The organism is Pseudomonas sp. BN415, from assembly GCF_029871195.1.
Taxonomy (GTDB): Bacteria; Pseudomonadota; Gammaproteobacteria; order Pseudomonadales; family Pseudomonadaceae; genus Metapseudomonas; species Metapseudomonas resinovorans.
The window spans coordinates 123,519-147,723 of sequence record NZ_SSOK01000071.1 but is presented as its reverse complement, the minus strand read 5'-3'; the positions used below and the strand labels follow the sequence as shown (position 1 = coordinate 147,723).

32 protein-coding genes, 1 tRNA gene and 1 pseudogene are annotated in these 24,205 nt (G+C 63.6%); 28 read left to right on the top strand and 6 right to left on the bottom strand.

Annotated elements, in window-relative coordinates; all coding sequences use genetic code 11:
* The first annotated feature begins 105 nt into the window (after positions 1-105).
* From E8F20_RS27985 to E8F20_RS27975, 3 genes are all read left to right on the top strand, one after another.
* Positions 106-435: a DUF485 domain-containing protein gene (locus E8F20_RS27985; protein WP_280286665.1), complete on the top strand. Its 330-nt coding sequence runs from the start codon at positions 106-108 to the stop codon at positions 433-435.
* Positions 432-2,081 carry a cation acetate symporter gene (locus tag E8F20_RS27980; protein ID WP_028628851.1) on the top strand — a complete coding sequence of 550 codons (1,650 nt, stop codon included), beginning with the start codon at positions 432-434 and terminating at the stop codon, positions 2,079-2,081. The genes E8F20_RS27985 and E8F20_RS27980 overlap by 4 nt, the downstream gene beginning before the upstream one ends.
* Positions 2,082-2,230: 149 nt before the next feature.
* Positions 2,231-3,493 carry an OprD family porin gene (locus tag E8F20_RS27975; RefSeq protein ID WP_280286664.1) on the top strand — a complete coding sequence of 421 codons (1,263 nt, stop codon included), beginning with the start codon at positions 2,231-2,233 and terminating at the stop codon, positions 3,491-3,493.
* Here the strand turns inward: E8F20_RS27975 and E8F20_RS27970 are convergent.
* Both E8F20_RS27970 and pcsA read right to left on the bottom strand, forming a co-directional pair.
* Positions 3,468-3,740 carry a hypothetical protein gene (locus E8F20_RS27970; RefSeq protein ID WP_280286663.1) on the bottom strand — a complete coding sequence of 91 codons (273 nt, stop codon included), beginning with the start codon at positions 3,738-3,740 and terminating at the stop codon, positions 3,468-3,470. The genes E8F20_RS27975 and E8F20_RS27970 overlap by 26 nt on opposite strands.
* Positions 3,741-3,943: 203 nt before the next feature.
* Complete coding sequence (gene pcsA / locus E8F20_RS27965) at positions 3,944-4,666, bottom strand: phosphatidylcholine synthase (protein ID WP_028628849.1); 723 nt, start codon at positions 4,664-4,666, stop codon at positions 3,944-3,946.
* Between the two features lie 263 nt (positions 4,667-4,929).
* On the opposite strand from pcsA, the gene E8F20_RS27960 reads away from it, so the two are divergent.
* The 7 genes from E8F20_RS27960 to E8F20_RS27930 all read left to right on the top strand — a co-directional run bounded on the left by E8F20_RS27960 (position 4,930) and on the right by E8F20_RS27930 (position 9,508).
* Positions 4,930-5,142 carry a cysteine-rich CWC family protein gene (locus tag E8F20_RS27960; protein ID WP_280286662.1) on the top strand — a complete coding sequence of 71 codons (213 nt, stop codon included), beginning with the start codon at positions 4,930-4,932 and terminating at the stop codon, positions 5,140-5,142.
* Positions 5,142-5,834: a pseudouridine synthase gene (locus E8F20_RS27955; protein WP_280286661.1), complete on the top strand. Its 693-nt coding sequence runs from the start codon at positions 5,142-5,144 to the stop codon at positions 5,832-5,834. The genes E8F20_RS27960 and E8F20_RS27955 overlap by 1 nt, the downstream gene beginning before the upstream one ends.
* Positions 5,835-6,232: 398 nt before the next feature.
* Entirely contained in the window at positions 6,233-7,114 is an 882-nt protein-coding gene (locus tag E8F20_RS27950) for an alpha/beta hydrolase (RefSeq protein WP_280286660.1), read from the top strand.
* Between the two features lie 98 nt (positions 7,115-7,212).
* Positions 7,213-7,286, top strand: a tRNA-Gly gene (locus E8F20_RS27945).
* Between the two features lie 328 nt (positions 7,287-7,614).
* The gene (locus E8F20_RS27940) at positions 7,615-8,049 is read left to right on the top strand and encodes a DUF4145 domain-containing protein (RefSeq protein ID WP_280286658.1); all 435 of its coding nucleotides are present in this window, start codon (positions 7,615-7,617) and stop codon (positions 8,047-8,049) included.
* Positions 8,050-8,699: 650 nt separating this feature from the next.
* Positions 8,700-9,098, top strand: a complete 399-nt coding sequence (locus E8F20_RS27935; RefSeq protein ID WP_280286657.1) for a hypothetical protein — start codon at positions 8,700-8,702, stop codon at positions 9,096-9,098.
* An 11-nt stretch (positions 9,099-9,109) separates the two neighbouring features.
* Positions 9,110-9,508 carry a hypothetical protein gene (locus tag E8F20_RS27930; protein ID WP_280286656.1) on the top strand — a complete coding sequence of 133 codons (399 nt, stop codon included), beginning with the start codon at positions 9,110-9,112 and terminating at the stop codon, positions 9,506-9,508.
* Positions 9,509-9,546: 38 nt separating this feature from the next.
* Here the strand turns inward: E8F20_RS27930 and E8F20_RS27925 are convergent, their stop codons facing one another.
* The 3 genes from E8F20_RS27925 to E8F20_RS27915 form a co-directional block, all read right to left on the bottom strand.
* Positions 9,547-10,308: a DNA adenine methylase gene (locus E8F20_RS27925; RefSeq protein WP_280286655.1), complete on the bottom strand. Its 762-nt coding sequence runs from the start codon at positions 10,306-10,308 to the stop codon at positions 9,547-9,549.
* Positions 10,309-10,468: 160 nt separating this feature from the next.
* Positions 10,469-11,533 carry a phage portal protein gene (locus E8F20_RS27920; RefSeq protein WP_280286654.1) on the bottom strand — a complete coding sequence of 355 codons (1,065 nt, stop codon included), beginning with the start codon at positions 11,531-11,533 and terminating at the stop codon, positions 10,469-10,471.
* On the bottom strand, positions 11,530-13,290 hold the full coding sequence (locus E8F20_RS27915) for a terminase ATPase subunit family protein (RefSeq protein WP_280286653.1): 1,761 nt from the start codon (positions 13,288-13,290) through the stop codon (positions 11,530-11,532). The genes E8F20_RS27920 and E8F20_RS27915 overlap by 4 nt, the downstream gene beginning before the upstream one ends.
* Positions 13,291-13,444: 154 nt before the next feature.
* On the opposite strand from E8F20_RS27915, the gene E8F20_RS27910 reads away from it, so the two are divergent.
* The 9 genes from E8F20_RS27910 to E8F20_RS27870 all read left to right on the top strand — a co-directional run bounded on the left by E8F20_RS27910 (position 13,445) and on the right by E8F20_RS27870 (position 18,705).
* Positions 13,445-14,284 (top strand): GPO family capsid scaffolding protein, encoded by an 840-nt coding sequence (locus E8F20_RS27910; protein ID WP_280286652.1) that lies wholly within the window; start codon positions 13,445-13,447, stop codon positions 14,282-14,284.
* Positions 14,285-14,313: 29 nt separating this feature from the next.
* The gene (locus E8F20_RS27905) at positions 14,314-15,321 is read left to right on the top strand and encodes a phage major capsid protein, P2 family (RefSeq protein ID WP_280286651.1); all 1,008 of its coding nucleotides are present in this window, start codon (positions 14,314-14,316) and stop codon (positions 15,319-15,321) included.
* Positions 15,322-15,324: 3 nt separating this feature from the next.
* On the top strand, positions 15,325-16,026 hold the full coding sequence (gene gpM, locus E8F20_RS27900; protein WP_280286650.1) for a phage terminase small subunit: 702 nt from the start codon (positions 15,325-15,327) through the stop codon (positions 16,024-16,026).
* Positions 16,027-16,131: 105 nt separating this feature from the next.
* Positions 16,132-16,593, top strand: coding sequence for a head completion/stabilization protein (locus E8F20_RS27895; RefSeq protein ID WP_280286649.1), 462 nt, complete (start codon positions 16,132-16,134; stop codon positions 16,591-16,593).
* Positions 16,593-16,802, top strand: coding sequence for a tail protein X (locus E8F20_RS27890; protein ID WP_280286648.1), 210 nt, complete (start codon positions 16,593-16,595; stop codon positions 16,800-16,802). The genes E8F20_RS27895 and E8F20_RS27890 overlap by 1 nt, the downstream gene beginning before the upstream one ends.
* The gene (locus E8F20_RS27885; protein WP_280286647.1) at positions 16,793-17,356 is read left to right on the top strand and encodes a hypothetical protein; all 564 of its coding nucleotides are present in this window, start codon (positions 16,793-16,795) and stop codon (positions 17,354-17,356) included. The genes E8F20_RS27890 and E8F20_RS27885 overlap by 10 nt, the downstream gene beginning before the upstream one ends.
* Positions 17,340-17,663, top strand: a complete 324-nt coding sequence (locus E8F20_RS27880) for a phage holin, lambda family (RefSeq protein WP_280286646.1) — start codon at positions 17,340-17,342, stop codon at positions 17,661-17,663. The genes E8F20_RS27885 and E8F20_RS27880 overlap by 17 nt, the downstream gene beginning before the upstream one ends.
* On the top strand, positions 17,660-18,502 hold the full coding sequence (locus tag E8F20_RS27875) for an N-acetylmuramidase family protein (protein ID WP_280286645.1): 843 nt from the start codon (positions 17,660-17,662) through the stop codon (positions 18,500-18,502). The genes E8F20_RS27880 and E8F20_RS27875 overlap by 4 nt, the downstream gene beginning before the upstream one ends.
* Positions 18,499-18,705, top strand: a complete 207-nt coding sequence (locus tag E8F20_RS27870) for a hypothetical protein (protein ID WP_280286644.1) — start codon at positions 18,499-18,501, stop codon at positions 18,703-18,705. Before E8F20_RS27875 ends, E8F20_RS27870 begins: the two co-directional genes overlap by 4 nt.
* Positions 18,706-18,731: 26 nt before the next feature.
* Here E8F20_RS27870 and E8F20_RS27865 read toward each other — a convergent pair whose 3' ends face one another.
* Positions 18,732-18,983 (bottom strand): hypothetical protein, encoded by a 252-nt coding sequence (locus tag E8F20_RS27865; RefSeq protein WP_280286643.1) that lies wholly within the window; start codon positions 18,981-18,983, stop codon positions 18,732-18,734.
* A gap of 4 nt (positions 18,984-18,987) precedes the next feature.
* Here E8F20_RS27865 and lysC point away from each other — a divergent pair, with 4 nt between their 5' ends.
* The 9 genes and pseudogenes from lysC to E8F20_RS28425 form a co-directional block, all read left to right on the top strand.
* Entirely contained in the window at positions 18,988-19,251 is a 264-nt protein-coding gene (lysC, locus tag E8F20_RS27860; RefSeq protein ID WP_280286642.1) for an Rz1-like lysis system protein LysC, read from the top strand.
* Positions 19,248-19,439, top strand: coding sequence for a hypothetical protein (locus E8F20_RS27855; RefSeq protein WP_280286641.1), 192 nt, complete (start codon positions 19,248-19,250; stop codon positions 19,437-19,439). The genes lysC and E8F20_RS27855 overlap by 4 nt, the downstream gene beginning before the upstream one ends.
* Positions 19,436-19,957, top strand: a complete 522-nt coding sequence (locus tag E8F20_RS27850) for a phage tail protein (RefSeq protein ID WP_280286640.1) — start codon at positions 19,436-19,438, stop codon at positions 19,955-19,957. Before E8F20_RS27855 ends, E8F20_RS27850 begins: the two co-directional genes overlap by 4 nt.
* Positions 19,950-20,402 (top strand): phage virion morphogenesis protein, encoded by a 453-nt coding sequence (locus tag E8F20_RS27845; RefSeq protein ID WP_280286639.1) that lies wholly within the window; start codon positions 19,950-19,952, stop codon positions 20,400-20,402. Before E8F20_RS27850 ends, E8F20_RS27845 begins: the two co-directional genes overlap by 8 nt.
* A 74-nt stretch (positions 20,403-20,476) precedes the next feature.
* Positions 20,477-21,010, top strand: coding sequence for a phage baseplate assembly protein V (locus E8F20_RS27840; protein WP_280286681.1), 534 nt, complete (start codon positions 20,477-20,479; stop codon positions 21,008-21,010).
* Positions 21,007-21,351: a GPW/gp25 family protein gene (locus E8F20_RS27835; RefSeq protein ID WP_280286638.1), complete on the top strand. Its 345-nt coding sequence runs from the start codon at positions 21,007-21,009 to the stop codon at positions 21,349-21,351. The genes E8F20_RS27840 and E8F20_RS27835 overlap by 4 nt, the downstream gene beginning before the upstream one ends.
* The gene (locus E8F20_RS27830) at positions 21,348-22,274 is read left to right on the top strand and encodes a baseplate J/gp47 family protein (RefSeq protein ID WP_280286637.1); all 927 of its coding nucleotides are present in this window, start codon (positions 21,348-21,350) and stop codon (positions 22,272-22,274) included. Before E8F20_RS27835 ends, E8F20_RS27830 begins: the two co-directional genes overlap by 4 nt.
* Positions 22,267-22,830, top strand: a complete 564-nt coding sequence (locus E8F20_RS27825; protein ID WP_280286636.1) for a phage tail protein I — start codon at positions 22,267-22,269, stop codon at positions 22,828-22,830. The genes E8F20_RS27830 and E8F20_RS27825 overlap by 8 nt, the downstream gene beginning before the upstream one ends.
* Before the next feature lie 338 nt (positions 22,831-23,168).
* Positions 23,169-24,002 (top strand): annotated as a pseudogene (locus tag E8F20_RS28425) (hypothetical protein); the annotation flags it as partial.
* Positions 24,003-24,205: the final 203 nt, after the last annotated feature.

The window sequence follows — 24,205 nt, the reverse complement described above, 5'->3', positions numbered from 1 at the left end:
CAAACAGGCCGGCAGCCCCATGGCTGCCGGGATAGGCCGCTGCATGCCCGAAAAAGCTGTGGCGGCTGGCAACAGGCATCGACAACAACAACAAGCGGAGCCGTCATGAGTACCCAGAACCCAGCCCTCACCCAAAGCTTCGACCGTATCCGGTCCAACCCCAAGTTCCAGAACCTGGCACGCCAGCGAGCCGTACTCGCCTGGTCCCTCAGCGCCATCGTGCTGGGGGTCTACTACCTGTTCATCATGCTGGTGGCCTTCGTGCCCGGCTGGCTGCACCTGCCGCTCTACGACGGCAGCAACCTCAGCCGCGGCATCCCGGTGGGCGCCGCCATCATCGTCCTTTCCTGGCTGCTGACCGCCTGGTACGTGCGCAGCGCCAACACCCGCTTCGACAGCCTCAGCGCGGAAATCATCAAGGAGGCCCAGGCATGAAAGCCCTACTCAGTCTGCTCGCCCTGGCGCCCCTGACCAGCTTCGCCGCGCCCCTGGTGGCGGAGAAACAGGCGCTCAATCTCAACGCCATCGGCATGTTCTTCGTGTTCGTCCTCGGCACCCTGGCGATCACCTGGTGGGCCGCCCGGCGCACCCGCTCCACCGCCGACTTCTACACCGCCGGTGGCGGTATCTCCGGCTTCCAGAACGGCCTGGCAATCGCCGGCGACTACATGTCGGCAGCCACCCTGCTGGGCCTCACCAGCCTGGTATTCACCAAGGGCTACGACGGTTTCGTCTACATCATCGGCTTCTTCGTCGGCTGGCCGGTCATCACCTTCCTGATGGCTGAGCGCCTGCGCAACCTGGGGCGCTACACCTTCGCCGATATCGTGTCCTACCGCCTGGACCAGACCCGCGTGCGCAGCTTCGCCGCCATCGGCTCGCTGACCGTGGTGTGCTGCTACCTGATCGTGCAGATGGTCGGCGCCGGCCAACTGATCAAGTTGCTGTTCGGCCTCGACTACCAGATGGCCGTAGTGGTGGTTGGCCTGCTGATGCTGGTCTACGTGATTTTCGGCGGCATGATCGCCACCACCTGGGTACAGATCGTCAAGGCCGTCCTGCTGCTGGCCGGCGGTACCACGCTGGTACTGATGGCCATGAGCGAGTTCGGCTTCAGCTTCGAGAACCTCGCCGGCCGCGCCGTGGAAGCTCACGCCATCGGCAACGGCATCATGGGCCCCGGCTCCATGCTGGCAGATCCGATCAACGCCGTGTCGTTGTCCCTTGGCCTGGTGTTCGGCATCGCCGGCCTGCCGCATATCCTGATGCGCTTCTTCACCGTGCCCAACGCCAGGGAAGCGCGCCGTTCGGTGCTGTTCGCCACCGGCTTCATCGGCTTCTTCTTCCTGGTGGTCTGCGTGCTCGGCTACACCGCCATCGTCATCGTCGGCACCGATCCGCAGTACTTCGTCGACGGCAAGCTGGGCGGCACCCTGGTCGGCGGCGGCAACATGGTCGCCATGCACCTGGCCCAGGCGGTGGGTGGCAACCTATTCCTCGGTTTCCTCTCCGCCGTAGCCTTTGCCACCATCCTCGCCGTGGTCGCGGGCCTCGCCCTGGCCGGTGCCTCGGCCATCTCCCACGACCTCTACGCCACCGTGCTGAAAAAAGGCCGCGCCAGCGAGCGCGACGAGATGCGTGTCAGCCGCATCGCCACCGTTTGCCTCGGCCTGGTCGCCATCGGCCTGGGCCTGCTGTTCGAGCAGATGAACATCGCCTTCCTGGTGGGCCTGACCTTCGGCGTCGCCGCCTCGGCCAACTTCCCGGTACTGATCATGGCCATGTACTGGAGGGGCCTGACTACCCGTGGTGCGCTCTGGGGCGGTTTCATCGGCCTGGCCTCGGCGCTGGTGCTGGTGATCCTCTCCCCTGCGGTGTGGGTGACCGTGCTGGGTCACGCCAAGGCGATCTTCCCCTACGACCACCCGGCGCTGTTCTCCATGCCGCTGGCCTTCCTGGTGATAGTCGTCGTCTCCAACCTCGACCGCAGCGCCCGCGCCAACCGCGAACGGGCCGCCTACGACGACCAGTTCGTGCGTGCCCAGACCGGCCTGGGGGCGGCAGCGGCCAGCAGCCATTGACCGATGGGGCACGGCCTGCCGCCGTGCCCTCCCCGCTTCGAACTGGCTGAACGATCCCGCCTGTTGAGCCGTGGCGCGGTCTCGGCTCCTTTGGGCCGCGCCCTTTTTATTCCCCCTGTACCCCGACAACAAAAACAAGAGGACTCACCATGCATCGCAACACCCTCACCACCGGCCTGTTGCTGGCCGGCGGCGCCCTCGGCATGTCCACGCCCGCCCTGGCGGACTTCGTCAAGGACAGCAAGGCCAGCCTGGAGCTGCGCAACTTCTACTTCAACCGCGACTTCCGCCAACACGCCGCGCCCCAGGCCAAGGCCGAGGAATGGGCCCAGGGCTTCCTGCTGCGTTATGAATCGGGCTTCACCGAAGGTCAGATCGGCGTCGGCCTGGACACCATCGGCCTGCTCGGCGTGAAACTGGACTCCAGCCCCGACCGTGCCGGCTCCGGCCTGCTCAAGCGCGACCGCGAAGCGCCCAAGCGCGCCCAGGACGAATACGGCGAACTGGGCCTGACCGCCAAGCTGCGCGCCTCGAAGAGCACCCTCAAGCTCGGCACGCTGATGCCCAAAGTCCCCGTGCTGCTGGCCAACGACTCGCGCCTGTTGCCGCAAACCTTCGAAGGCGGCCAGCTCAACTCCCTGGAGATCGACGGTCTGACCTTCGATGCCGGGCACCTGCGCCAGGTCAACCAGCGCGACTCCTCCGACTACGAGGACATGAGCATCACCACCGTCGGGGCGAAGAACGTCCGCGCCCGCCAGGCCACCAGCGACGCCTTCGACTTCGCCAACCTCAGCTACAAGTGGAACGACACCCTCAGCACCGGCTATGGCTTCGGCCGCCTGGAAGACTTCTACCGCCAACACATGCTGACGCTGAACCACCTGCTGCCGCTGGGCGAAGGCCAGACGCTGAAGAGTGACTTGCGCTTCGCCCGCTCCACCGACGAAGGTAGCAGCAATGTGGATAACAAGGCCTTTGGCGCCATGTTCACCTATGGCATCGGCGGCCACGCCCTGGGCCTGGGCTACCAGCGCATGAGTGGCGACACCGGCTTCGCCTACGTCAACGGCAGCGACGCCTACCTGGTGAACTTCGTACAGATCAGCGACTTCGCCAACCGCGAGGAACGCTCCTGGCAGGCGCGCTACGACTACAACTTCGCCGCCGTCGGAATTCCCGGCCTGACCTTCATGACCCGCTACCTCTCGGGCGACGACGTCGAGCTGGGAGCCGGCCGCGAGGACGGCAAGGAATGGGAGCGCGACACCGACATCGCCTACGTGGTGCAGAGCGGGCCGCTGAAGAACCTCGGGCTGAAGTGGCGCAACGCGACCGTGCGCTCCACCAACTTCGGCAGCGACCTCGACGAGAACCGCCTGATCCTCAGCTACACGCTGCCGCTTTGGTAGCAAGGGCCCAGCCCCGCATTTCGGAGATACCCAGCGCCGATCCATCCGGGAGGGGCAGCGCGTAGCCCGGATGGACTCCGGGATCGGTGTTGGACATTTCCCCGAATCGCCAGATACGCCCAGCTTTGTAGCGCTTGGGCGCCTGCCCCTTGAACTGAGAGATCACCTCGCCCTCGGTCACGTAGGCGAACACCGACCCCGAATGGCTATCGGGAGAGGCGGCGCAATAGTCCAGGCGTGGAGTCATCAAGGCATCCTCGTGGGGGAAGGGATACCTCAAAACCAATGCCGGCGGGGCTTGCGACCTACGGCCAACTGGCGTGATCACAGGGTGGCCAATCCGCTGAAACGACCGAGGAAAGGCTGCGACTGTAAGGGCGAATTCATTCGCCCTTACAAGGAAATCGGCACTGGGTGACCGCGAACGAATTCGCCCACAAGGACCAGCGATCAAGCCTTCAGCTTGTGGGTCCAGTCCAGCAGGCTGCGCCACAGGCAGATGCCCACGAAGTAGGCCGAGGACAGCCACCAGATGCCCAGAACCAGCGACTTGTAGAAGGGATGCTGAAGGATCAGGAACATGCTGCTGATCATCCACACGAAGGTGACCACGATGTTGAGCGGCATCAGCTTGCGCACGCGGAACGGGTGCAGGAACTTCAATTTGGTCAGCGTCAGGGCCGCAAGGAAGCAGATCAGCAACAGGCTGACCACGGGCAGCGGATCGATGATCCAGATGTACAGCGCCACCACGTTCCAGGCTGCGGGGAAGCCGACGAAATAGTTGTCGCTGCTCTTCATGTTCAGGTTGCAGAAGCAGAACAGCGACGACACCAGGATCAGGCTCACCGCCACCAGCGCCGTATGCTCGGGCAGGTCGATGTAGCGATAGATGAAGATCGCGGGGATGAACACGTAGGTGAGGTAGTCGATCACCAGGTCCAGGGTCGAACCATCGAAGTTCGGCAGCATGGTGCTGGTCTGCACGCGTCGGGCGAGGGTGCCATCGAGGCCATCTACCAGCAACGCAGCCCCCAGCCACAGGAGGCAGTCACGGGGCTGATTGTCGAACAAGGCGAGGATGGCCATCAGGGCCAGCACGACGCCGGTGGCCGTGACACCGTGAGCGGACCAGGCCTTGGCTTTATTGACGACACTAATGTTGGTGGACACGAGGCAGCTCTGCTCTAAATTGTGGGCGACAGAATCGATAGACCGCGATTATGCGTCAGCTTCTCAAAGGCCTTCAGACATTTGTGAATCCGGCCATGTCGCTTTCAGACATCTTCACCTTGCATATTCGAGCCTAGGCCATCCGTGCCAGACGGCAACGTCCGCCGCTGCGCGACCATCGGGAAACGGCGCCCATCGGCACGCACTTGCAGCCCAGCCCACAAGGCTGCACCCTTGCGCCCTTTCCACCGTGAACTCCCTTCATGAGCGCCCCGTCCGACCCGACCCGCTGCCCACTCTGCGGCCAGAGCAATCAGTGCACCCAGGCCGATCCTGCGCGTGCCGGTCAGGACTGCTGGTGCTTCACGGCAAAGTTCGACCCCACCGCGCTTGAGCGCATCCCGCCGCAGGACATCGACCGCGCCTGCCTCTGCCCCCGTTGCGCACAGTCGCTGCCACTCGATGCACCAAGCTGATGCGCCTTGATCGATTTTTGAGCAACCTTGCTGAGTTCAGCCGCCTCGACGCGCGTCTGCTGCTAGCCGCTGGTCGGGTAAAGGTGGATGGACAAACGGTCGTCGATGGCCGCTTCGAGGTCCGCGAGTTCAACCGCGTAGAGCTGGACGAGCGGCTGCTCCAGGCCGGCAAGCCAGCGCGCTACTACATGCTCTACAAGCCTTCCGGCCACGTCAGCGCCACTGAGCACCCGGAGCATCCCACTGTGCTCGACCTGCTCGACGAGCCTGACAAGCACGAGCTGCATCTAGGCGGGCGCCTCGACCTCACCACCACCGGCCTGCTGCTGATCACCAACGACGGGCACTGGTCGCGCCGCCTGACGCTGCCCGGCAGCAAGCAGCCCAAGGTCTACTACGTGGAAACCGAGCAGCCCATCGGCACCGAATACATCGACACCTTCGCCCGAGGGCTCTATTTCGCCTTCGAGGACCTGACCACCCTCCCCGCCCAGCTGGACATCCTCGACACCCGCGCCGCCCGCCTGACCCTCCACGAGGGCCGCTACCACCAGGTCAAGCGCATGTTCGGCCACTTCCAGAACCGCGTCGTGCGCCTGCACCGCGAAAGCATCGGCCCGCTGAAACTGGACCCTCAGATGCAGCCAGGCGACTACCGGTCACTCACCGACGCAGAAGTGGCCTGCTTTTAGCTAGATCATCTGCGAGTCACATCGGGATCGAATAACCCGACGAACTGCAAGAATTTTTCCTTTCAATGAGCTTGCGAGTGACATGATGCCCTGCTTAAATCGGACACAAGGTCTAAGCGTGACCAAAGAGTCACGTCGACCATCTAAGCGTTCCCTGCGGTACCCTGTGCTCTGCACTCGTAGGTTCCCTGCCTGGTTAGAAGACTCCTCTGGCGCCCTTGAAAGCGCTGGAGCCCGCCGTCTTTTTTCGACCTATCCGTTTGATAAATAAAGAATTTTAAAAATTTACGCCTGACATCCGATTGTCATCGAAAGGCGTTTTCCTACTGCCAAGACTTAAGCGCGAGCCAAGCCGTTGAGAGGGCTCGCACGACCCATCTGCGCCAGGAGGAAACGACATGAGGCCGGAAACTGCCATCGTCGAGATTCACAGCCAGTACAAGGTTCACACGGAGTTCTACGGCAACCCAGAAGCCAAGGAGACCATCATCCTGGTCAACGGCTCCTTGTCGACGACCGCCTCGTTCGCGCAGACGGTGAAATACCTGCAACCGCACTTCAACGTGGTGCTCTTCGACGAGCCCTATGCCGGCCAGTCCAAGCCGCATAACGACAACACCCGCTTCATCGGCAAGGAGACCGAGGCCGACATCCTCCTCCACCTGATCGAGCACTTCCGGGTGGACTACCTGATGTCCTTCTCCTGGGGCAGCGTCTCCGCCCTGCTCGCCCTGGCCCAATGCCCGGCGCGAATCAAGAAGGCCGTCGTCACCTCCTTCTCACCCATCCTCAACGCGCCGATGATGGACTACCTCACCCGCGGCATGGACTACCTCTCGGCCATCGACCGCGACAACGTCGGCCACCTGGTGAACAACACCATCGGCAAACACCTGCCGAGCCTGTACCAGCGCTTCAACCACAAGCACTGCAGCAGCCTCGACGATCACGAGTACCTGCAGATGCACCACCACGTGTGCCAGGTCCTGAACATGGATTCGCGCTGCTACGTGGATTGCCTGGCCAACGTCGACATCCCGCTGCTGTTCATCAACGGCGACCGCGACGAATACACCTCGGCCGAGGACGCCCGCCACTTCGCCAAGCACGTGCGTGATTGCCAGTTCGAGGTCATCGACAACGCCGGCCACTTCGTCGACGTCGAAACCAAGGCCGCCTGGCTGCAGACCCAGCAAGCCATGCTGGGCTTCCTCAAGACTCCGGCCACCAAGGGCATGGCTCGCCCGCAGGTCGCCGACTACCAGGCAGTTGCCGTTTGAACGCGCGGCCGCCCGGGCAGGTGCAAGTATCTTTCAGTAACTTGTGGCTGCACCGGGCTTCACCTCGCCCGCCTCTTCTGGTAAAAAGAGCACCCTTCGCGGGCGTCGTATAATGGCATTACCTGAGCTTCCCAAGCTCATGACGAGGGTTCGATTCCCTTCGCCCGCTCCAGAATCCACGGGCCTTCCTGCCGCCCACCGGTCCAACCGAAAAGAGTTGGGGGCCGTTTTGGGGGCCGTTTGAACCTCGATGAGAGGGCAAACGTCAGAGGTCTACCAGGATAAGCGCGCCAATCTCCTAGCAATGACCCCAGTTGACGTGCGTTGGAGCAATCGCCCCCATGATGCAGGGAACTAACCTTCCTCTTGATCGCTGCCCTCACTGCCAGGTCGCCAGACCGAACCTGACCTCTCAGGTGAACTTCCGCACGGCAAACAGTAATGGGGATTGGCCGCGACAATGGCAAATGTATGCATGCGCCACCTGCGGGGGCGTTGTCATGACAGTTGCCTTTTACGATGCACGCGGTGAACTCCGCGCCATCAAGGAGTGCTGGCCCAAGCCACAAGCAGTAGATGATGCCGTCCCTGAGCGCGCCAGATCGTTTCTCCAACAAGCCATAGTGAGCATTCATGCGCCTGCGGGTGCCGTCATGCTTACCGCCTCGGCCGTTGATTCGATGCTGAAAGAAAAGGGTCTTCGGGATGGTTCCCTCTACAGGCGGATCGAAACGGCAGCCGCTGAACACCTCATCACGGCTGAGATGGCTCTATGGGCCCATGAGGTGCGACTCGAAGCAAACGACCAGCGTCACGCGGACGAAGAGGCTGCTCTGCCGAATGAGGCCGACGCCCGAAAGGCAATTGCCTTTGCCCAGGCCCTAGCCCAGTTTCTGTTCGTGTTGCCTGCTCGTGTAGAGCAGGGTCGGGAGTAGCAAGCTGCTGCCTTGCGTGGTTCCTGGGATGGAACGCGCGAGCGTGCGCCCCTGTATAGGAGCCTCGGTTTTCAGGTACTGGGGGGGGCCGCAAAAAGAGTAATTTTTGTAACCTCTGCGGCAAAAACTCTCCAACCTATTGAAAATCCAAGCTTTTTCAGCCAAGCAAAAAAGTAATTTCCAAGTAACATAGAAGTAATCTGGTTACTCCTTCTTCATGTGATTTTTCGATTTGGCGAAAGCCTTATAAATCAAGCATTTATAGAAAAATTACATTTCTAGTTACTCCCTTGTTACTCCATTTTGTAACCCGTAAAACCCCGAACGACGCGGCCTCCAGGCGAGGCGTCGCGGCAGGTTGCGGAAATTACTCTTTTGGCGATGCCCCCCCATACCCCGGCATGGAGTGGACCCTAAGTGGCCCCCAGATGACCCCACCTTCGCAGGGATTCGCAGGGATTACCCTCCACCGTATTCACCCAGCCAGCGCCCTGCCTGGGCCGCGCGGAGGCCCCTGCAGGGGCGCAGTGAAATCGACACATTTAGCCCGCAGGCGTGGCGGGGGGACGACTGCGCGCGCCAGGTTGAAAGAGAGTTGACGAGCAGATGCCGACGCATAAACTTCGCCACGGCAGAACTTGGAGTGAGTGATGGACGCCTCAGTAAAATGGCTGCTTTTCGAGGGACTACTACCCCTCATTGGGACCGCGCTTTTGTACTGGTCAATTCTTGCCGGCATCGTGGTGGCGCAGACCAGCTCATTCAATTTCAAATGGCATGAGGCCATTGACTCGATGGGTTGGTTGTACGGCGCGTCGGTGCTTGCAATCCAGGCAGCTTTTAAAGGATGGACGGCCCCCAAAACGGGCTACATTCCCTACTTCTGCGCTCTCATCGCCTTGGCATGCTTCTTCATGCTGATCGCTGCAATTTTTGCCAAGGCAGCGGATAGCAATTGGCAGCCCGGACAGCGCATGAGATGGAGTGCTACATTGATCACAGTGTTGGTTCTGTTGGCCGGATTCCGTACCCAACAGCTCGTTCACTAGTGGAGGGTTCTATGACTGAGAAAACAACCGTCAACACCAGCGACGAACAATTGGCGATTTCAGCTGACGTCATTGAGATGCTGGTGGATGACGTATTGCAGGCGAAAGAAAAGACCCTCACGAAAGACGAGAAGGACGCGATAGTTCAGAAGCTTTTGAATCGCAAAGGCTTGGGGTACGTACGTTACCGTATGGCACGCCGTAATAGGCTGAAGAAGAAGCAAGCTAAAGCCAAGGCAGCAAAAATAACCGGCACAGTGGCGTCGTCGATAGGGGGGTCAGCGGCCCTCGGACTTGCAGCAGCGATCGCTGCACCTGCCGTTCCTGCATTTGCAGTATCCGGGGCTGTAGTTGGATTGGTCGGCGGGTGGTTACTAAACCGCCAATCTGAAAATAGAAAGAACGAATAGAACTAGAAAAGCCGCCACCAGGCGGCTTTTCTTTTGCTTCACCAGTTGAAATAGATCAGCTCATTCGTCTGCTTACCTTCGCCCCCGCCCACCATGTGGCGGAACGGCACCTCTTTGAGGCGCAGACGGGCGAACACCTCCCGGATCTGCGGGTGGTCGTTGATCGAGATGACCATCCGCCCCTTGATCGACTCCGCCAGTTGGGCCATAGCCTGGTATTCCTCAAACGGGAAAACACCCGTCTCGTATCCCGCCGTCTCCCAATATGGGGGGTCAAGGTAGAACAGCGTGTGCTCTCGGTCGTACCGGCGGATGCACTCCTTCCAGTCCAAGTGCTCGATGTTGGTCCGCGCCAGGCGAAGGTGCGCCTCGCTGAGTTTTTCCTCGATACGCAGCAGATTCAGCTTTGGCGGCGCAGTAGTGGCGGTACCGTAGGTCCGACCGGTTGGTTTGGCGCCAAAGCAGAGCTGCTGCAGGTAGAAGAACCTGGCCGCGCGCTGAATGTCGGTCAGGGTCTCCGGGACCTGCTGGTTGGCCCATTCAAACATCTTGCGGCTTACCAGGGACCAGCGGAACTGGCGCACTAGTTCCTCAAGGTGATGGGCGACCACCCGGTAGAGATTCACCACCTCCCCGTTGAAGTCGTTGATGACTTCCACACGGCTGGGCTCCTTCATGAAGAACAACGCGGCGCCGCCACAGAACGGCTCGACGTAGCACTCGTGGTCCGGGAACTCCGGAAGAATGTGTTTTGCCATGCGGCGCTTACCGCCCATCCACGGGAAAATAGGTTGCGACATAAGTGATCCTTGTCTGAATTCTCGGTTTCGCTTAGGCTCCGCCCCCCCTGCGCAGAGGGGCGAGGCCTTGGTTGGATCACTCGGCTAGCTCGAGTGTTTCGACGTCGGGCAAGTGCTCCAACACCTGCCCGACGCCTCGTTCAATCCCCTGCGCGGGGACTTATTCCTTTGCTGCTCCCAGCTCGAATGGTTGGAAGCGCACCACCTCCTCCCCCAACCACTCGTTCACCTGGGCCAGCCTGGCCTGGATCGGTTCCAGCTCGTTGAGCGTCCAGATCTCGGCCGCCTCGCGGAGGGAGCCGAAGCCGCCCGCGTTCTGCGGCACGATGCCCATGAGCTGGGGCGGGATGCGGAGGGACGCGAGCAGGTCGTCGCGGCTGATGTTCTTGATGGCGCCGAAGTCGTCCTTGGCCGCCACCTCGCTGATGGGGATCAGTTGCAGGCCTTCCTTCTTGCCCCCTGGGGCGTACATGAACAGGTTGCGGAAGTTGCCGGGCCCCTTGCTGTTCTTCATGGCGTCACGTAGGTCGTTGACGAAGTCCTCGTTCTGCACGGCGTCGGTCATGTACAGGATGAAGCCGGCATGGCTGCCGTTCTGGTAATACTTGCGCCGGAACAGGGTGGCGCTCTCGTTCAATAGCGCGCTCTGCAGCGCTGACAGCCATTCCGGCAAGCCGTAGACCTCCTGGTTGATATCCGCCTCACGCAGGTGGCAGATGCTTCTCGCCTTGAACTCGTGCTCGTCCTTCCAGCCCCGCACCTGGAAATAGGTCTCCGGCTCAACACCTCGCCGCATGTACTTGGCCAGGGTCGGCTTTAGCCCCAGGGCCTGGCGAAGCATGTTGTCGCGCTTCTCCAGGTACGTGTTGCCGAAGGTCAGCCAGTCCAGGGCGAATTGCTCGAAGGCCTGGCGCGATAGCAGCCGATGCGGGATGAAGGTCTTCGCCAGCATGTTGCGTTTGAAGTTGAGCCCGGACTGCAGGTAGACGCTGGCCCGCGTGGCCTTGGCCAGTCCGTCTAGGGAGAGCGGCGGTTCGTACCAGCGGCCATTGGCCCAACACTCCACGTAGTCCAGGATTTCGCGACCATCGAGCACGGGCACCGGATCGCCGAAGGTGAAGGCCTCGGCGCCGGCTGCCGACTTGGCCAGCACCTCGCCCTCGAGCGCGGCGGACTGATTACTGTGCTGAACAGCGGCGCGATTGCGTTGATTGCCCTTGCTCATGTGTAAATCTCCATGAAGCCGGTGTTGGCCACGGTTTGGCCCTCCAGCGGCTCGTTGTGCAGTGCGTGGAATAGGGCCCAGGCCAGGTCGGCATGGCCGGTGGAATCGGTGCGGCCGGCGGTGTAAGTGAACTGCCGGCCGCCGGGGGTGACGGTCTTGCGGATGGCCATCAGCGACTGCGCGATATCGACGTGCCCGGCGTCGAACTCCAGGCGCCCGTTGCGGATCACGTCCCAGGCCTTCATCACCAGTCGGGTCTTTACCTCCGGCGAGTAGCTGAAGGTGGTCAAGTTCGGGAAGAACTGCTTCACCAGCTGGGCCACGGCAGAGCCGATGCCGGTGACGTCGATGCCGATATAGGTGACCCAGTAGCGCTGGGTCACCTTCTTGATGGTTTCGGCCTGGGCAGTGAAGTCCATGCCCCGGAACTGAAACCGCTCCAAGACCCGGAACTGCCCACCCGGCACCATCGGCGGCGCCAGGACAACCAGGCCGGCGCTGTCGCCGCTCTCGGCTGGGTCATAGCCCAGCCACACCTGGCGATCGCCAAACGGCCTCAGCGCGAAGGGCTTGTAGTCCTCGCCCCACAGTTCCCAGCTGTCCACCATGCAGGGCTGCAGCATCGCCAGCGGGAAGATGCTCGCCCCGTCGTCGACGAACTGGCACATCAGCAGGTTCTGGAAGGCCTCGGCGTCGTACTCGAGGCGCAGCTCGTCCAGGTCGAACAGATCGCAGCCTCGGCCCTCGGCATCCAGGATTGTGACGATCTGCCGCCAGATCCGGTCCTCACACAGGCGCCCCATCTGCAGGGCGTCGTGGCTGACGTCGATCTCGATGCGCTTGGCCGTGGGTTTGCCCTTGTTGAAGCGCTCGCCCGTCCAGAAGGTGTAGGCCTCATGGGCCATCGAGCTGGGCGTCGAGAAGTAGGTCCGGCGGTATTGCTTCTGCATCGCCATGCCGGACGCGACCTTGTTCAGCTCGTTGAACTTGTAGGTCCAGAAGAATTCGTCGAAGTAGAAGTTGCCGTGGTAGCCCTGGGCGGTGCGCGCGTTAGTGCCCAGGAAGTGCAGCTCGGCGCCGTTGGGCAACTGGATCGGGTCGCCCGTGAGCTCTACACCCACCACGTCGCGGGCGAAGGCCTGAATGTACGCCTTGAAAATGTGCGCCTGGTTCTTCGAGGCCGACAGGAAGATCTGGTTGCGCCCCGTGGTCAGGGCGTCGATCAGTGCCTCGCGGGCGAAGTAGAAGGTGGCGCCGATCTGCCGGCTCTTGAGAATCGCCCGGGTGCGCTGGTTGCCGGCGCGGTACCAGTCCTTCTGGTAGTCAAAACACTCGTCGAGAAACGCCTCGGTGAGCTTCTCGACCATGTCCTCTGTGATCTCGTTGCGCTTGGGCTTACGCTTCGGTTCGGCATTGCGCGCGGCCAGGTTCGGATTGAGGTCAGTCTCGGTACCACCTTCCTGGTAGCGCTTGATTCTGGCCTGCCGCTCCATCTGCCGGTGCAGCAGGTCGATTTCCTTGTAGTCGGCCCCTGTCTTCGGGTCCTTCAGGATCAACTGGACGAGCCGCGCCTCGGTCGCCGCCTCAATCCGTTCTAGGGCGCTGGCCCGGTCCCACTCATCGCGGGCCTTCCAGCTGTGCAGGGTCTTTTCCTTCTCGCCCAGGAAGTCGGCGATATCGGTGACGCGCCAACCCATCCAATACAGGTGTTTGGCGTGTCGGCGGGGGTCGGTGGGCAGCTGGACGATATCGTTCATGGCGCCGATGCTGCCGGTCGCGCGCGCGAGCCCCTACCCCCGCACCCTGTAGCAGCCCCTCCTACAGGCACAGCGCGTTGCCGCAGCAACGCCAGCTGCCGACCATGCCCTCAACGCAACGGCGACCGCCGACATGCATTGAGGACAGCCCCCCATGAAGAAATTCCGTTCCAAGTGGTTCCGGGTAGCCGTTGAAGGCGCCACCACCGACAAGCGCAAGATCGAACGCTCCTGGCTGGAGCAGGCCGCTAAGAACTTTAACCAGACCACCTATGGCGCCCGCATCTGGCTCGAGCACTTCCGTAGCGTACTGCCCGACAGTCCGTTCAAGGCTTATGGCGACGTCACTGCGGTTAAGGCTGAAGAGGTCGAAATCAACGGCCAGAAGAAGCTGGCCCTGTTCGCCCAGATCGAGCCGACTGCCGACCTGGTCGCCATGAACAAGGCGAAGCAAAAGATCTACACCTCCATCGAGATCGACGACAGCTTCTCCGACACTGGCGAGGCCTACCTCGTCGGCCTGGCTGTGACCGACTCACCGGCAAGCCTGGGTACCGAGGTCCTGGCATTTTCCGCACAGAAGCCGGACTCCAGCCCGTTCAAGGATCGCCACTACTCGGAAACGTCGATGTTCACCGAGGCCTTAGAAACCACCCTGGAATTCGACGAGGTCACCGACAGTGAGAGCAAGGTCACTGGCCTGTTCAAGCGTGTCTCCGACCTCATCGGCAAGAGCAAGGACAAAGAGGGCAAGGACGCCGCCCAATTCTCCGAGCTGGCCAGCGCTATTGAGGAACTCGCCACCCATGCCAAGGAACAGGGCGAGGCCTTCACCACCGAACAGAAAGCCCGCCAGGCACTGGAAGCCAAGTTCACCAAGCTCGAAACCGAGCTCAACGACCTGGTCAAGAGCCTGGGCCAGACCGAGGACCACAGCCAGCAGAAGCGCCCGCTGTCGACCGGTGGTGATGGCAAAAACCTGGCCGCGTTCTGACCCCTACCGTCGCCCACTCGGAGCACACCATGCGTAAAGAAACCCGAATCGCCTACAACGGCTACATGGCTCATGTGGCCAAGCTCAACGGCGTCGAGAGCGCCGCCGTCAAGTTCAGCGTCGAGCCCAGCGTCCAGCAGAAGCTGGAAACCGCCATCCAGGAAGCCACCACCCTGCTCGGCCGCATCAACGTCATTGGTGTGAACGATCAGACCGGCGAAGCCCTGCTGCTGGGCGTCAACGGCCCGATCGCCAGCCGCACCAACACCGCCGCCGGCAACCGCCGCAACCCGGGTGAACGCCAGTCCCTGAGCAAGGACAGCTACACCTGCAAGCAAACCAACTTCGACAGTGCTTTCCCCTACGCACTGCTCGATGCCTGGGCCAAGTTCCCGGACTTCCAAGTGCGCCTCACCGGCTCGATCGCCCAGCGCCAGGGCCTGGACCGCATCATGATCGGCTGGCACGGCGTGGCAGCGGCTGCCGCCTCGAACCCGGCCACCAACCCGCTGCGCCAGGACGTGAACATCGGCTGGCTGCAGAAGGTCCGCGACGGGGCCCCAGACCGAGTACTTGACGAAGGCGGTACCGCCGGCAAGGTCACCGTCGGCGCGACCGGCGACTACAAGACCCTCGACGGCCTGGTATTCGACGCCGTCCAGATGCTGGACCCGTGGCACCGCAGCCACCCAGACCTGGTCGTCATCGTTTCCCGCGACCTGCTGCACGAAAAGCTGCTCGCCGCTGTCGAGAAAGGCGCCGCCTCCAACCAAGAGGAAAACGCGGCCCAGGAAGTCGTCAACCGTGCACGCCTGGGCGGTCTGCCAATCGTCGACGTGCCCTACTTCCCGGATGGAACCGTGCTGGTCACCACCCTGAGCAACCTGTCCATCTACTGGCAGGAAGGTGCCCGCCGTCGCCACCTGAAGGACGAGCCGGAGTACGACCGCATCGCCGACTACCAGTCCTCCAACGATGCCTACGTCATCGAGGACTTCGGCCTGGTGGCCCTGGTCGAAAACATCGAGCGGGTGTAAGCCATGGCCCTGTCCCTTGCCCAACAGAACCAGTTGCGTAAGCGCGCAGCTCAGGAGGCGGCCGCAGCCGCCCCTGCACAGTCCATGGAAGGCGCCACCAGCTACGAGCTGATGCTCGCCAAGCTCCACCAGGACGGACTGCGCCTGAAACAGGTGCAGTCCACCCAGGGCAAGGCCGTGCTCAAGGAAAAGCTGCTGCCGGAGTACGTCCCCTATGTGGCTGGCGTGATCGAGGCGGGCAAGGGCGCCCAGGACGACGTGCTCACCACCGTGATGGTCTGGCGCTTCGATGCCGGTGACTTCACTGGCGGCCTGGACATCGCGGAGTACGTCCTTCAGCACGGTCTGAAGATGAACGACCGGTTCAAGCGCACCACGGGCTGTCTGGTAGCAGAGGACGTGGCGGAAGCCGCGCTCAAGGCCCAGAAAGCCGGTGGCACCTTCCCGGTCGAGATCCTCACCCGCGCCGCGCTGCTCACCGACGAGCAGGACATGCCGGACGAGGCCCGCGCCAAGCTCATGCTCGCCCTGGGCAAAGCCACCCTGCACGGCATCACCGACGAGATTCCCGGCCAACCGGGACAGCTGCAAGCCGGGATCGACCTACTCAAGCAGGCGATCACCCTGCACCCCAGCTGCGGCGGCAAGAAAGACCTGGAGCGCGCCGAGCGCCTCCTCAAGAAACACGCTGGCCCCGCCAGCTAACCGAGCGGTCCCCCGCAACCCCGGCGGCTCGGGGCGGATCAGCAGGGTTCCTCCTTTCCCTGGCTGTGAAGCCCCGACCACCGCCGACTTATACAAGGCCCGACCATGAGCGGATTCGTCGCGAGCGGCACTGTTGTGCCCGTCACCCTGACCAACGATGGATTCTGGCCCGACATCGAGGGCGAGGCCGTCCGCGCCGCCATGCGTCTGGAGCCCGGCATCACCCCCGAACGCCTCACCGAGGCCGTCGTCGCCGCCATGGTCAACGTCAATCGTGAGCTCCGCTCCTACAAGCTGGCCCGGCAAGCCGAAGGCCAAACCAAGCTGGCTGACGTCCCGGCCGACGAGATCAACGGCGAGAGCGAGCTCGTCATCATCTATCGCCGGGCCATCTACTGCAGCGCGGGTGCCGAGGTAGCCGAACGCTTCCCCAACACCGACACCTCCCGCCACGGCGCCATGCATGCCGAGCAGCTCGCCCCCACCGTCGACGACCTGCGCCGCGATGCCCGCTTTGCCATCCGCGACCTGCTAGCCGTCAGCCGCACGACCGTGGAGCTGCTGTGATGGCCACCACCATCGCCACCCAGGGCGACACCGTCGACGCCATCTGCTGGCGGCACTACGGGCGCACTGCTGGCGTGACTGAGGCCGTCCTCGAAGCCAACCCCGGCCTGGCCGAACTGGGCGCCGTGATTCCCCACGGCACCACCATCGTGCTGCCAGATGCCGCCCCCCAAGCCGAACAGCGCCAAGTGGTGAACCTATGGGACTGAAGCAAGACCTGCCCACCTCCGAGGACCTCCAGGCCGCTGCCCCGCCAGCCGCACCTGATCAGGGCAGCCGCGGCCCCATCTTCCTCGCCCTGTACAAGGGCAGGGGCCAACTGTTCAACCGTCTGATCCGGCTCTGGACGGGCTCCATCTACAGCCACTGCGAAATCGTCATGCCGGATGGCCGCTGGCTCTCTGCCAGTGCCATGGATGGTGGTGTGCGCGCCAAGCGCATCAAGCAGAAGCCCGAAAACTGGGAGCTGATCCCGGTGCCCTGGGCCAACCCCAGGGTCATCGAGGACGTATTCGAAAACCACCAGGGAAAGGGCTACGACTGGGCCGGGATCTTCCTCAGTCAACTGCTCTCCAGCGGCCTGCATAGCGAACTCCGCATGTTCTGCAGCGAGTTTTGCGCCGCCGCCCTGGGCTTCCACGGCATCGGTCAACGGTTCAGCCCCGTGCTGCTCGGTGAGGTGGTGCACCGCATCAACCGCCTGCCGTTCGTCCAGCTCGCCCACTCCCTTCAACAGGACCCAAGGAATGGATCGCATGCCTGATAGACCGGAAAGCTGGGTCTGGCTCTCGGCCTGGCTCGAACACAACTGGCCCGCGCTGTACGCCGGCCTCCTGTCGGCCGCCATTGCCGTACTACGGATCATGTACGGCGGCGGCACCCTGCGACAGCTGGGTCTGGAGGCTCCGCTTTGCGGCCTGGTGACCACCGCCGGCACCTACGGTTTGCCGCTAATCGGCATCCCCGCAACGGCGGCCCCGTTCCTCGGAGGCGTGATCGCCCTGCTCGGTATCGAGTGGGTCCGCGCCAAAGCCCGCCGCACCTTCGACCGCAAGGTAGATCAGCTATGAATCAGACTCTTCGCCACGGCGACCGCAGCCAGGCCGTCCTGCAACTGCAGAAGCAACTCAATCAGGCCGGCGCCAGCCTGTTCGCGGATGGCCACTTCGGCGACGCCACCGAGGCTGCCGTCCGTGCCTATCAGCTCAAGGTGGGCCTGGTCGCTGATGGCATCGCCGGGCCCAAAACCATGCAGGCCCTGGCCGGCGCCGACTGCTCGCGCCTGCTCACCAACACCGCCCTGGTGAAAGCCGCCAAGCGCCTGGGCGTAGAGCTGGCCATCGCCTATGCCGTCAACGAGGTGGAAAGCCAGGGCGAAGGCTTCCTCGCCAACGGCAAACCCAAGATTCTCTTCGAGCGCCACGTCATGCATGAGCGCCTGGCCCTGCCGCGTAACGAAGGCGACGACGTCATCGCGCTCAAGGCCCACGCCGACGAACTCGCCCGCGTATATCCCAACCTGGTGAACCCACGCCCGGGCGGTTATGCCGGCGGCACTGCCGAGCATCAGCGCCTGGCACAGGCCCGCCTGCTGGACGCCCTCTGCGCGCCAGAGTCGGCAAGCTGGGGTGCCTTCCAGGTGATGGGCTACCACTGGGAACGGCTGGGCTACGCCAGCCTCGAGGACTTCACCACCCGTATGGCCAAGGACGAAGGCGAACACTTCGAGGCCTTCATCCGCTTCATCGAGGCCGACCCGGCCCTACTCAAGGCCTTGAAGGGCAAGAAGTGGGCCCAGTTCGCCAAGCTCTACAACGGCCCGGCCTACGCCCGGAACCTCTACGACACCAAGCTCGAGCGTGCCTATGAGCGGCATGCCGCCTGCGGTTGCGCCCAGGAGGCCGCATGATCGACATCGACCAGCTCCGCAAGCTCAGCCCCCAGGACGGCGACGTGTTCATCGTTCCGGCCGGTACCGACCACCAGGACGCGCGCGACCTCGCCGAGGCCCTGCACATGGCCAAGCCGGGCGTGAAGTGCGTGGTGATCAGCGGCGACCTCAAGCGCCTCAGCACCGCCGACATGAACGCCGCCGGCTGGTACCGCGCATGAGCTCCCTGCGCCAGGCCGTCTACGGTCTAACCCTGCTGGGCGCCCTGGCCCTGCTCCTGTGGGGTCAGTACCAGCGTAGCCAGGCCGAGCAAGGCCGCACCGCCCTGGCAGAGCAACGCCTGCAGGTGGTCCAGGAACGAAGCACCCGCCAGTCCGCCACCATCATCCGCCTCGGCGGTGAGCTGCATACCCAGCGCCTGGGCCAGCAGAGCCTGCAGGAAACTCTGGACGGCCTGCGCCTCGCCCAGGCCGAGGACAGGCTCAAAAAGAAGGAGCAACGCCGTGAAGACCCGATCCATCAGGGCTGGGCTGACCAGCCTTTGCCTGCTGCTGCTCGCCGGCTGCACCAACGCCCCGCCATCACCGGAGCCGACGGCTACCGTCGCTGGCTGTCCGATCGTCACCCGCTGCCAACTGGAACCGGCGGCGCCGGCCAGTAACGGCGCCCTCAGCGACGACAGCGACTATCTGCTCGGCGCCTGGGCCGAGTGCGCGGCCAAGGTCGACACCATCTACGAGCACAACCAGAAGGACCTGAAACAATGACCGACCCCATGGACGCCATCGCTGAAGAAATCGACCGGCTCGACAACCTGCTCGCGGCCTTGGTGCTGCCCATGCCCGCCAACCTCCACGTCCAGGCGCTGCGTGAAGGCCTGCCGGAGGTCGTCGAAAACCTCAAAGGCGCCTACATCGCAGCCGGCGGCGAGAACCACTGGGAGTTCCACCCGTGAACAAGGCCGAGTCCCTGAAGAACCACCTGATGGCGTCCGTGCGCGAGCTGCGGCACCACCCCGACTGTCTGAAGGTGTTTCTGGACGCGGGCACCATGCGCCGGACGGGGACCAACTCCCTGTCCTTCGAGTACGGCTACACCCTCAACGTGATCCTGCTGGAGTTCCCGGGCCACCCGGACGCCGTGGCCATCCCACTGCTGGCCTGGGTCATGACCCACCAGCGCGACCTGGTGGACAACCCCGACCGAAAGGGCGCCATCACCTTCGAAGCGGACATCCTCGACAGCAACAAGGTGGACCTGTCCATCAAGTTGCCCATCACCGAGGCGGTCATCGTCAAGCGGCAGGACAACGGCACCCTGCTCGTCACCCACCCGGACGAGCCCCAGCTCGAGCCGTTCCTCCCCGCCGGCACCTGGAAGCTCATGGCGGACGACCAAGTGCTGGCCGAATGGGAAAGCGTTGACCAGGAAGGCGTGGACATCGCCATGCCGCACCCGGTGCGCCGTGGCTGACGAACTACAGGCGCTGGAGGATTGGGCAGGCGCGCTGCTGGCCAAGCTCTCCGCCGCCGAACGACGCAAGCTCACCGGGGAAATCTCCCGCGAGCTCCGCCGCAGTCAGCAGCAGCGCATCGCCGCCCAGCGCAACCCGGACGGTTCCGCCTTTGCCCCACGAAAGCCCCGCAAGCTGCGCGACAAGGAAGGCCGGATCAGGCGGCAGATGTTCGCCAAGCTGCGCCAGGCCAAACACCTCAAGCTGCAGAACGATCCCGACGGTATTGCCATCGGTTTCCTCGGCCGCGCCGCCCGCCTGGCCCGCATTCACCAGTACGGCCTGCGCGATCGCCCCGGCCGCGACACCCCCGACGTCCAGTACGACGCCCGCGAACTGCTCGGCTTCAGCGACGACGACCTCGAGCTGATCCGCGACCACCTCCTCGACCACCTCGCCGGCTGACGGCGTCCTGTAGCAACCCTTTCTACAGGACCCGCGCAGTGCGCCACGCGCGCGCGCGCTTCAGCATCGGCGCTATGACTATCGCCGACCTCACCCGCCGCCTCGAAAACCTGATCCGCTCCGGCACCATTGCCCAGGTGGATCTGGACCGCGCCCGTTGCCGGGTAAAAACCGGCGGCCTGCTCACCGGCTGGCTGCCCTGGTTCGTCAGCCGCGCGGGAGCAACCAAGGACTGGGACCCGCCCACCGAAGGCGAGCAATGCACGGTGTTCAGCCCAAGCGGCAACCCGGCCCTCGGCTTCGTCCTGGTCGGCATCTACTCCGATGCCAATCCGGCCCCGTCCAACAGCGACACACTATGCCGTCGCACCTACCCGGACGGCGCCGTGATCGACTACGACCACGCCAGCCACACCCTTAGCGCCACCCTGCCGGACGGCGGTACCGCGAACCTCATCGCGCCCGGCGGCGTACAGATTCAGGGCGACGTGGCCATCACCGGACAAGTGACGGTGACCGAGGACGTGGTAGCCGGCGGCATCAGCCTCATTCACCACCGCCACCCCGGCATCCAGCCCGGCGGTGGGCAGACGGGAGAGCCGGTATGAACCGCGAAACCGGCCTCGGCATTGGCCTGCTCGAGCACATCCGGCAGTCCGTAGCGGACATCCTCACCACCCCGATCGGCTCGCGTGTCATGCGCCGGGAGTACGGCAGCCAGGTCCCGGACCTGATCGACCAGCCCACCAACGGTGACACCGTCGTGCGCCTCTACGCCGCCACCGCCATCGCCCTCATGCGCTGGGAGCCGCGCGTGCGCCTCACCCGCGTGCAGTTCTTCCGGGGTAACAACCCCGGCAGCGTCACCCTGGCCCTGGAGGGCACCCGCGTCGACACCAACGAGCAGCTCAACCTGCAGGTTCCCCTTCGTTTCGGAGCTTCGGCATGACGACCCTGTCCAGCCCTATCGACCTGTCGCGCCTGCCGGCGCCTGGCGTCATCGAAACCGTCGATTTCGAGCAAATCCTTACTGAGCGCAAGGCCTACCTGGTCAGCCTCTGGCCAGCCGATGAGCAGGCCGAAATCGCCGCGCGCATGGAGCTGGAGTCGGACCCGCTGAACAAGATCGCCCAGGAAAGCGCCTACCGCGAAGTCATCCTCCGCCAGCGCATCAACGACAGCTGCCGCGCTGTGCTGCTGGCCTTCGCTGCCGGCCCGGACCTGGACCACTTGGGCGCCCTGTTCGAGGTACCGCGCCTGGTTGTCACGCCCGGCAACCCCAGCGCCATCCCGCCAGTAGCTGCCGTGTATGAGTCCGACGATCGCTTCCGCCAACGCATCCAGCTCGCCCTGGAAGGCGTCAGCACCGCCGGCCCCACCGGCAGCTACATCTTCCACACCCTGTCAGCCTCGCCCCTGGTGAAGGATGTGGCGGTGCCCCTCCCGACGCCGGCACCGGGCCTCGTTCGCGTCATCGTGCTCGGTACCGAGGGAAACGGCACACCTTCCGGTGGCTTGATTGCCACCGTTGTCGCCGCGCTTAACGATGAAGACGTGCGCCCGCTCTGCGACACCGTCGAAGTCGTCGCGGCGCAGATCACCAACTACGCCGTCAGCGCCACCCTGACCTTCTACAGCGGCCCGGATATGGCCCTCGTACGCGATGCCGCTGAAGCGGCCGTGCGGCGCTATGTGGAAGAGCACCACCGCCTGGGACACAACATCACCCGCTCCGGCCTGTTTGCTGCGCTCCACCAGCCCGGCGTGCAGAACGTCACCCTGACGGCCCCGGCCGCCGACCTGGTTGTCGCCGACACCCACGCCGCCTACTGCACGTCAGTCACCGTGATCGCGGGAGGCAACGATGTCTGACCTGCTGCCACCCAATGCCACCGCCCTCGAGCGCGCCATTGCCGCTGCCCAGGAGCACCTCAGCAGCCTCCCGGTGGACACCCGCCATATTCGCAATCCGGCCACCTGCCCCGCCCCGCTGTTGCCGTTCCTGGCCTGGGAGCTGTCCGTTGATGAGTGGAACCCGGCTTGGGGTGAAGACGTGAAGCGTCGGGTGATCGCCGAAAGCATCAGCGTGCATCGTCGCAAAGGTACGCGTGGCGCTGTTCGTCGAGCGCTGGAAGCGCTATTCGGCGATGTCGGTTTCACCCTAGTGGAGGGTGCTGCCGGCGGTCTCTACAACGGGACGAAACAGCACAACGGCGCCGCCTTTTACGGCCAGTCCGAGCACTGGGCCAAGTACAGCGTGTTCATCAACCGCCCGATTTCTCAGCAGATGGCCGCGGACGTGCGCCGCATTCTCGCCGCCGTGGCGCCAGCCCGCTGCCATCTCCTCGAGCTCAACTTCAAGCAGGCCCTGAACGCCTACAACGGGGCTATCCGACACGACAACACCTACACGCACGGGGTCGCATAATGACCAACTTGACTGAATCTCCCAGCTGGGAGCCTGGCGTCTATCAGATCGAGCTCACCGACCCGGTGGTCGGCGGTTCTGATGGCATCTCCAACCGACAGGCCAAGCAACTCGCCAATCGCACCGGGTGGCTCAAGGCGCAACTGGAACAACTCGGCCTGGACAAGCAGCCACTGGACGCCACGCTGTCAGCGCTGGCCGGGCTCGCGGCTGCGGCAAACCAGATCATCTATGCCACCGGACCTGACCAATTCGCGATGGCGCCGTTGTCTGCCTTTATCCGCTCGAACCTCCTGCCCGCCGCAGACCAGGCCAGTGCTCGAGCCGCCCTGGCCGCCGCGCCACTGGCCACTCCGGCCTTTACCGGGACGCCCACGGCGCCGACAGCGGCGGCCGGCAACAACACCACCCAGTTGGCCACTACCGCCTTCGTTCAGGCAGCGATCGCGGCTTTGGTGGCGTCCTCGCCAGGGGCGCTGGACACTCTCAATGAACTGGCTGCCGCCCTGGGGAACGACCCAAGCTTCGCCACCACGATGACCAACGCTCTGGCCGGCAAGGCTCCGCTGGCCTCACCCACGTTCAGCGGGACACCGGCCGCTCCGACTGCGGCGAGCACCACCAGCACCACGCAGATCGCCACCACGGCATTTGTGCAGGCGGTCATTCGATTGTTTGGCTTGGGCGGTGCAACCCCACCCAACATCGGCGATCTCGACAACACCGAGATGGTTTCGGGCTTCTACCGCTTCCAGCAGGGCATCGATACCGGTACCGTGCCGCCGCCGTTCACGACAGCCAACTGGAACGGGACGGTGCTTGTCATCCGCTATGGCGGCGGAATCGTCCGCCAGATCGCCATGACGGTCTCGGGCTCGGCCATTGCCGACTCGCCCGCGATCTTCGTTCGCCATATCAACGCCTCGAAACTGGGCGACTGGTACTCGCTGGCCTTCGGCGAGAGCCCCACCTTCACGGGGACTCCTGCCGCACCGACTGCCCCGGTGGGCACGAATACCGCCCAGTTGGCCACCACGGCCTTTGTCCAGGCAGCAATTGCCGCCCTGGTCGATTCCTCGCCGGCTGCGCTGAACACCCTCAAGGAACTGGCGACCGCCCTGGGCAACGACGCCAACTTCGCCACCACTATGACCAATGCGCTGGCGGCCAAGGCCCCGCTGGCTTCGCCAGTGTTCACCGGCACGCCAGCGGTACCTACTCAGGTCCTCTCTGACAGCACCACCCAGGTGGTCAACAGCAGTTGGGTTCGGCAGGTGATGGCCCTCTTCGGTGTCGGCGGGGCAAGGGCGTACGCCAACACCCTGAATCTGGACGACGCGGCGATCGGCTCGATGTGTACCGTCAACGGCACCGA

Coding starts and splice junctions, on each gene's coding strand:
- E8F20_RS27830 (WP_280286637.1), top strand. CDS start 21,348: ATGACGACCCTGTCCAGCCCTATCGACCTGTCGCGCCTGCCGGCGCCT.
- E8F20_RS27855 (WP_280286641.1), top strand. CDS start 19,248: ATGACCGACCCCATGGACGCCATCGCTGAAGAAATCGACCGGCTCGAC.
- E8F20_RS27875 (WP_280286645.1), top strand. CDS start 17,660: ATGAATCAGACTCTTCGCCACGGCGACCGCAGCCAGGCCGTCCTGCAA.
- E8F20_RS27975 (WP_280286664.1), top strand. CDS start 2,231: ATGCATCGCAACACCCTCACCACCGGCCTGTTGCTGGCCGGCGGCGCC.
- E8F20_RS27970 (WP_280286663.1), bottom strand. CDS start 3,740: ATGACTCCACGCCTGGACTATTGCGCCGCCTCTCCCGATAGCCATTCG.
- E8F20_RS27895 (WP_280286649.1), top strand. CDS start 16,132: ATGAGCGGATTCGTCGCGAGCGGCACTGTTGTGCCCGTCACCCTGACC.
- E8F20_RS27925 (WP_280286655.1), bottom strand. CDS start 10,308: ATGTCGCAACCTATTTTCCCGTGGATGGGCGGTAAGCGCCGCATGGCA.
- E8F20_RS27840 (WP_280286681.1), top strand. CDS start 20,477: ATGACTATCGCCGACCTCACCCGCCGCCTCGAAAACCTGATCCGCTCC.
- E8F20_RS27935 (WP_280286657.1), top strand. CDS start 8,700: ATGGACGCCTCAGTAAAATGGCTGCTTTTCGAGGGACTACTACCCCTC.
- E8F20_RS27825 (WP_280286636.1), top strand. CDS start 22,267: ATGTCTGACCTGCTGCCACCCAATGCCACCGCCCTCGAGCGCGCCATT.
- gpM (WP_280286650.1), top strand. CDS start 15,325: ATGGCCCTGTCCCTTGCCCAACAGAACCAGTTGCGTAAGCGCGCAGCT.
- E8F20_RS27905 (WP_280286651.1), top strand. CDS start 14,314: ATGCGTAAAGAAACCCGAATCGCCTACAACGGCTACATGGCTCATGTG.
- E8F20_RS27930 (WP_280286656.1), top strand. CDS start 9,110: ATGACTGAGAAAACAACCGTCAACACCAGCGACGAACAATTGGCGATT.
- E8F20_RS27980 (WP_028628851.1), top strand. CDS start 432: ATGAAAGCCCTACTCAGTCTGCTCGCCCTGGCGCCCCTGACCAGCTTC.
- E8F20_RS27910 (WP_280286652.1), top strand. CDS start 13,445: ATGAAGAAATTCCGTTCCAAGTGGTTCCGGGTAGCCGTTGAAGGCGCC.
- E8F20_RS27890 (WP_280286648.1), top strand. CDS start 16,593: ATGGCCACCACCATCGCCACCCAGGGCGACACCGTCGACGCCATCTGC.
- E8F20_RS27955 (WP_280286661.1), top strand. CDS start 5,142: ATGCGCCTTGATCGATTTTTGAGCAACCTTGCTGAGTTCAGCCGCCTC.
- E8F20_RS27950 (WP_280286660.1), top strand. CDS start 6,233: ATGAGGCCGGAAACTGCCATCGTCGAGATTCACAGCCAGTACAAGGTT.
- E8F20_RS27940 (WP_280286658.1), top strand. CDS start 7,615: ATGACAGTTGCCTTTTACGATGCACGCGGTGAACTCCGCGCCATCAAG.
- E8F20_RS27870 (WP_280286644.1), top strand. CDS start 18,499: ATGATCGACATCGACCAGCTCCGCAAGCTCAGCCCCCAGGACGGCGAC.
- E8F20_RS27960 (WP_280286662.1), top strand. CDS start 4,930: ATGAGCGCCCCGTCCGACCCGACCCGCTGCCCACTCTGCGGCCAGAGC.
- E8F20_RS27915 (WP_280286653.1), bottom strand. CDS start 13,290: ATGAACGATATCGTCCAGCTGCCCACCGACCCCCGCCGACACGCCAAA.
- E8F20_RS27835 (WP_280286638.1), top strand. CDS start 21,007: ATGAACCGCGAAACCGGCCTCGGCATTGGCCTGCTCGAGCACATCCGG.
- E8F20_RS27920 (WP_280286654.1), bottom strand. CDS start 11,533: ATGAGCAAGGGCAATCAACGCAATCGCGCCGCTGTTCAGCACAGTAAT.
- E8F20_RS27880 (WP_280286646.1), top strand. CDS start 17,340: ATGGATCGCATGCCTGATAGACCGGAAAGCTGGGTCTGGCTCTCGGCC.
- E8F20_RS27985 (WP_280286665.1), top strand. CDS start 106: ATGAGTACCCAGAACCCAGCCCTCACCCAAAGCTTCGACCGTATCCGG.
- E8F20_RS27885 (WP_280286647.1), top strand. CDS start 16,793: ATGGGACTGAAGCAAGACCTGCCCACCTCCGAGGACCTCCAGGCCGCT.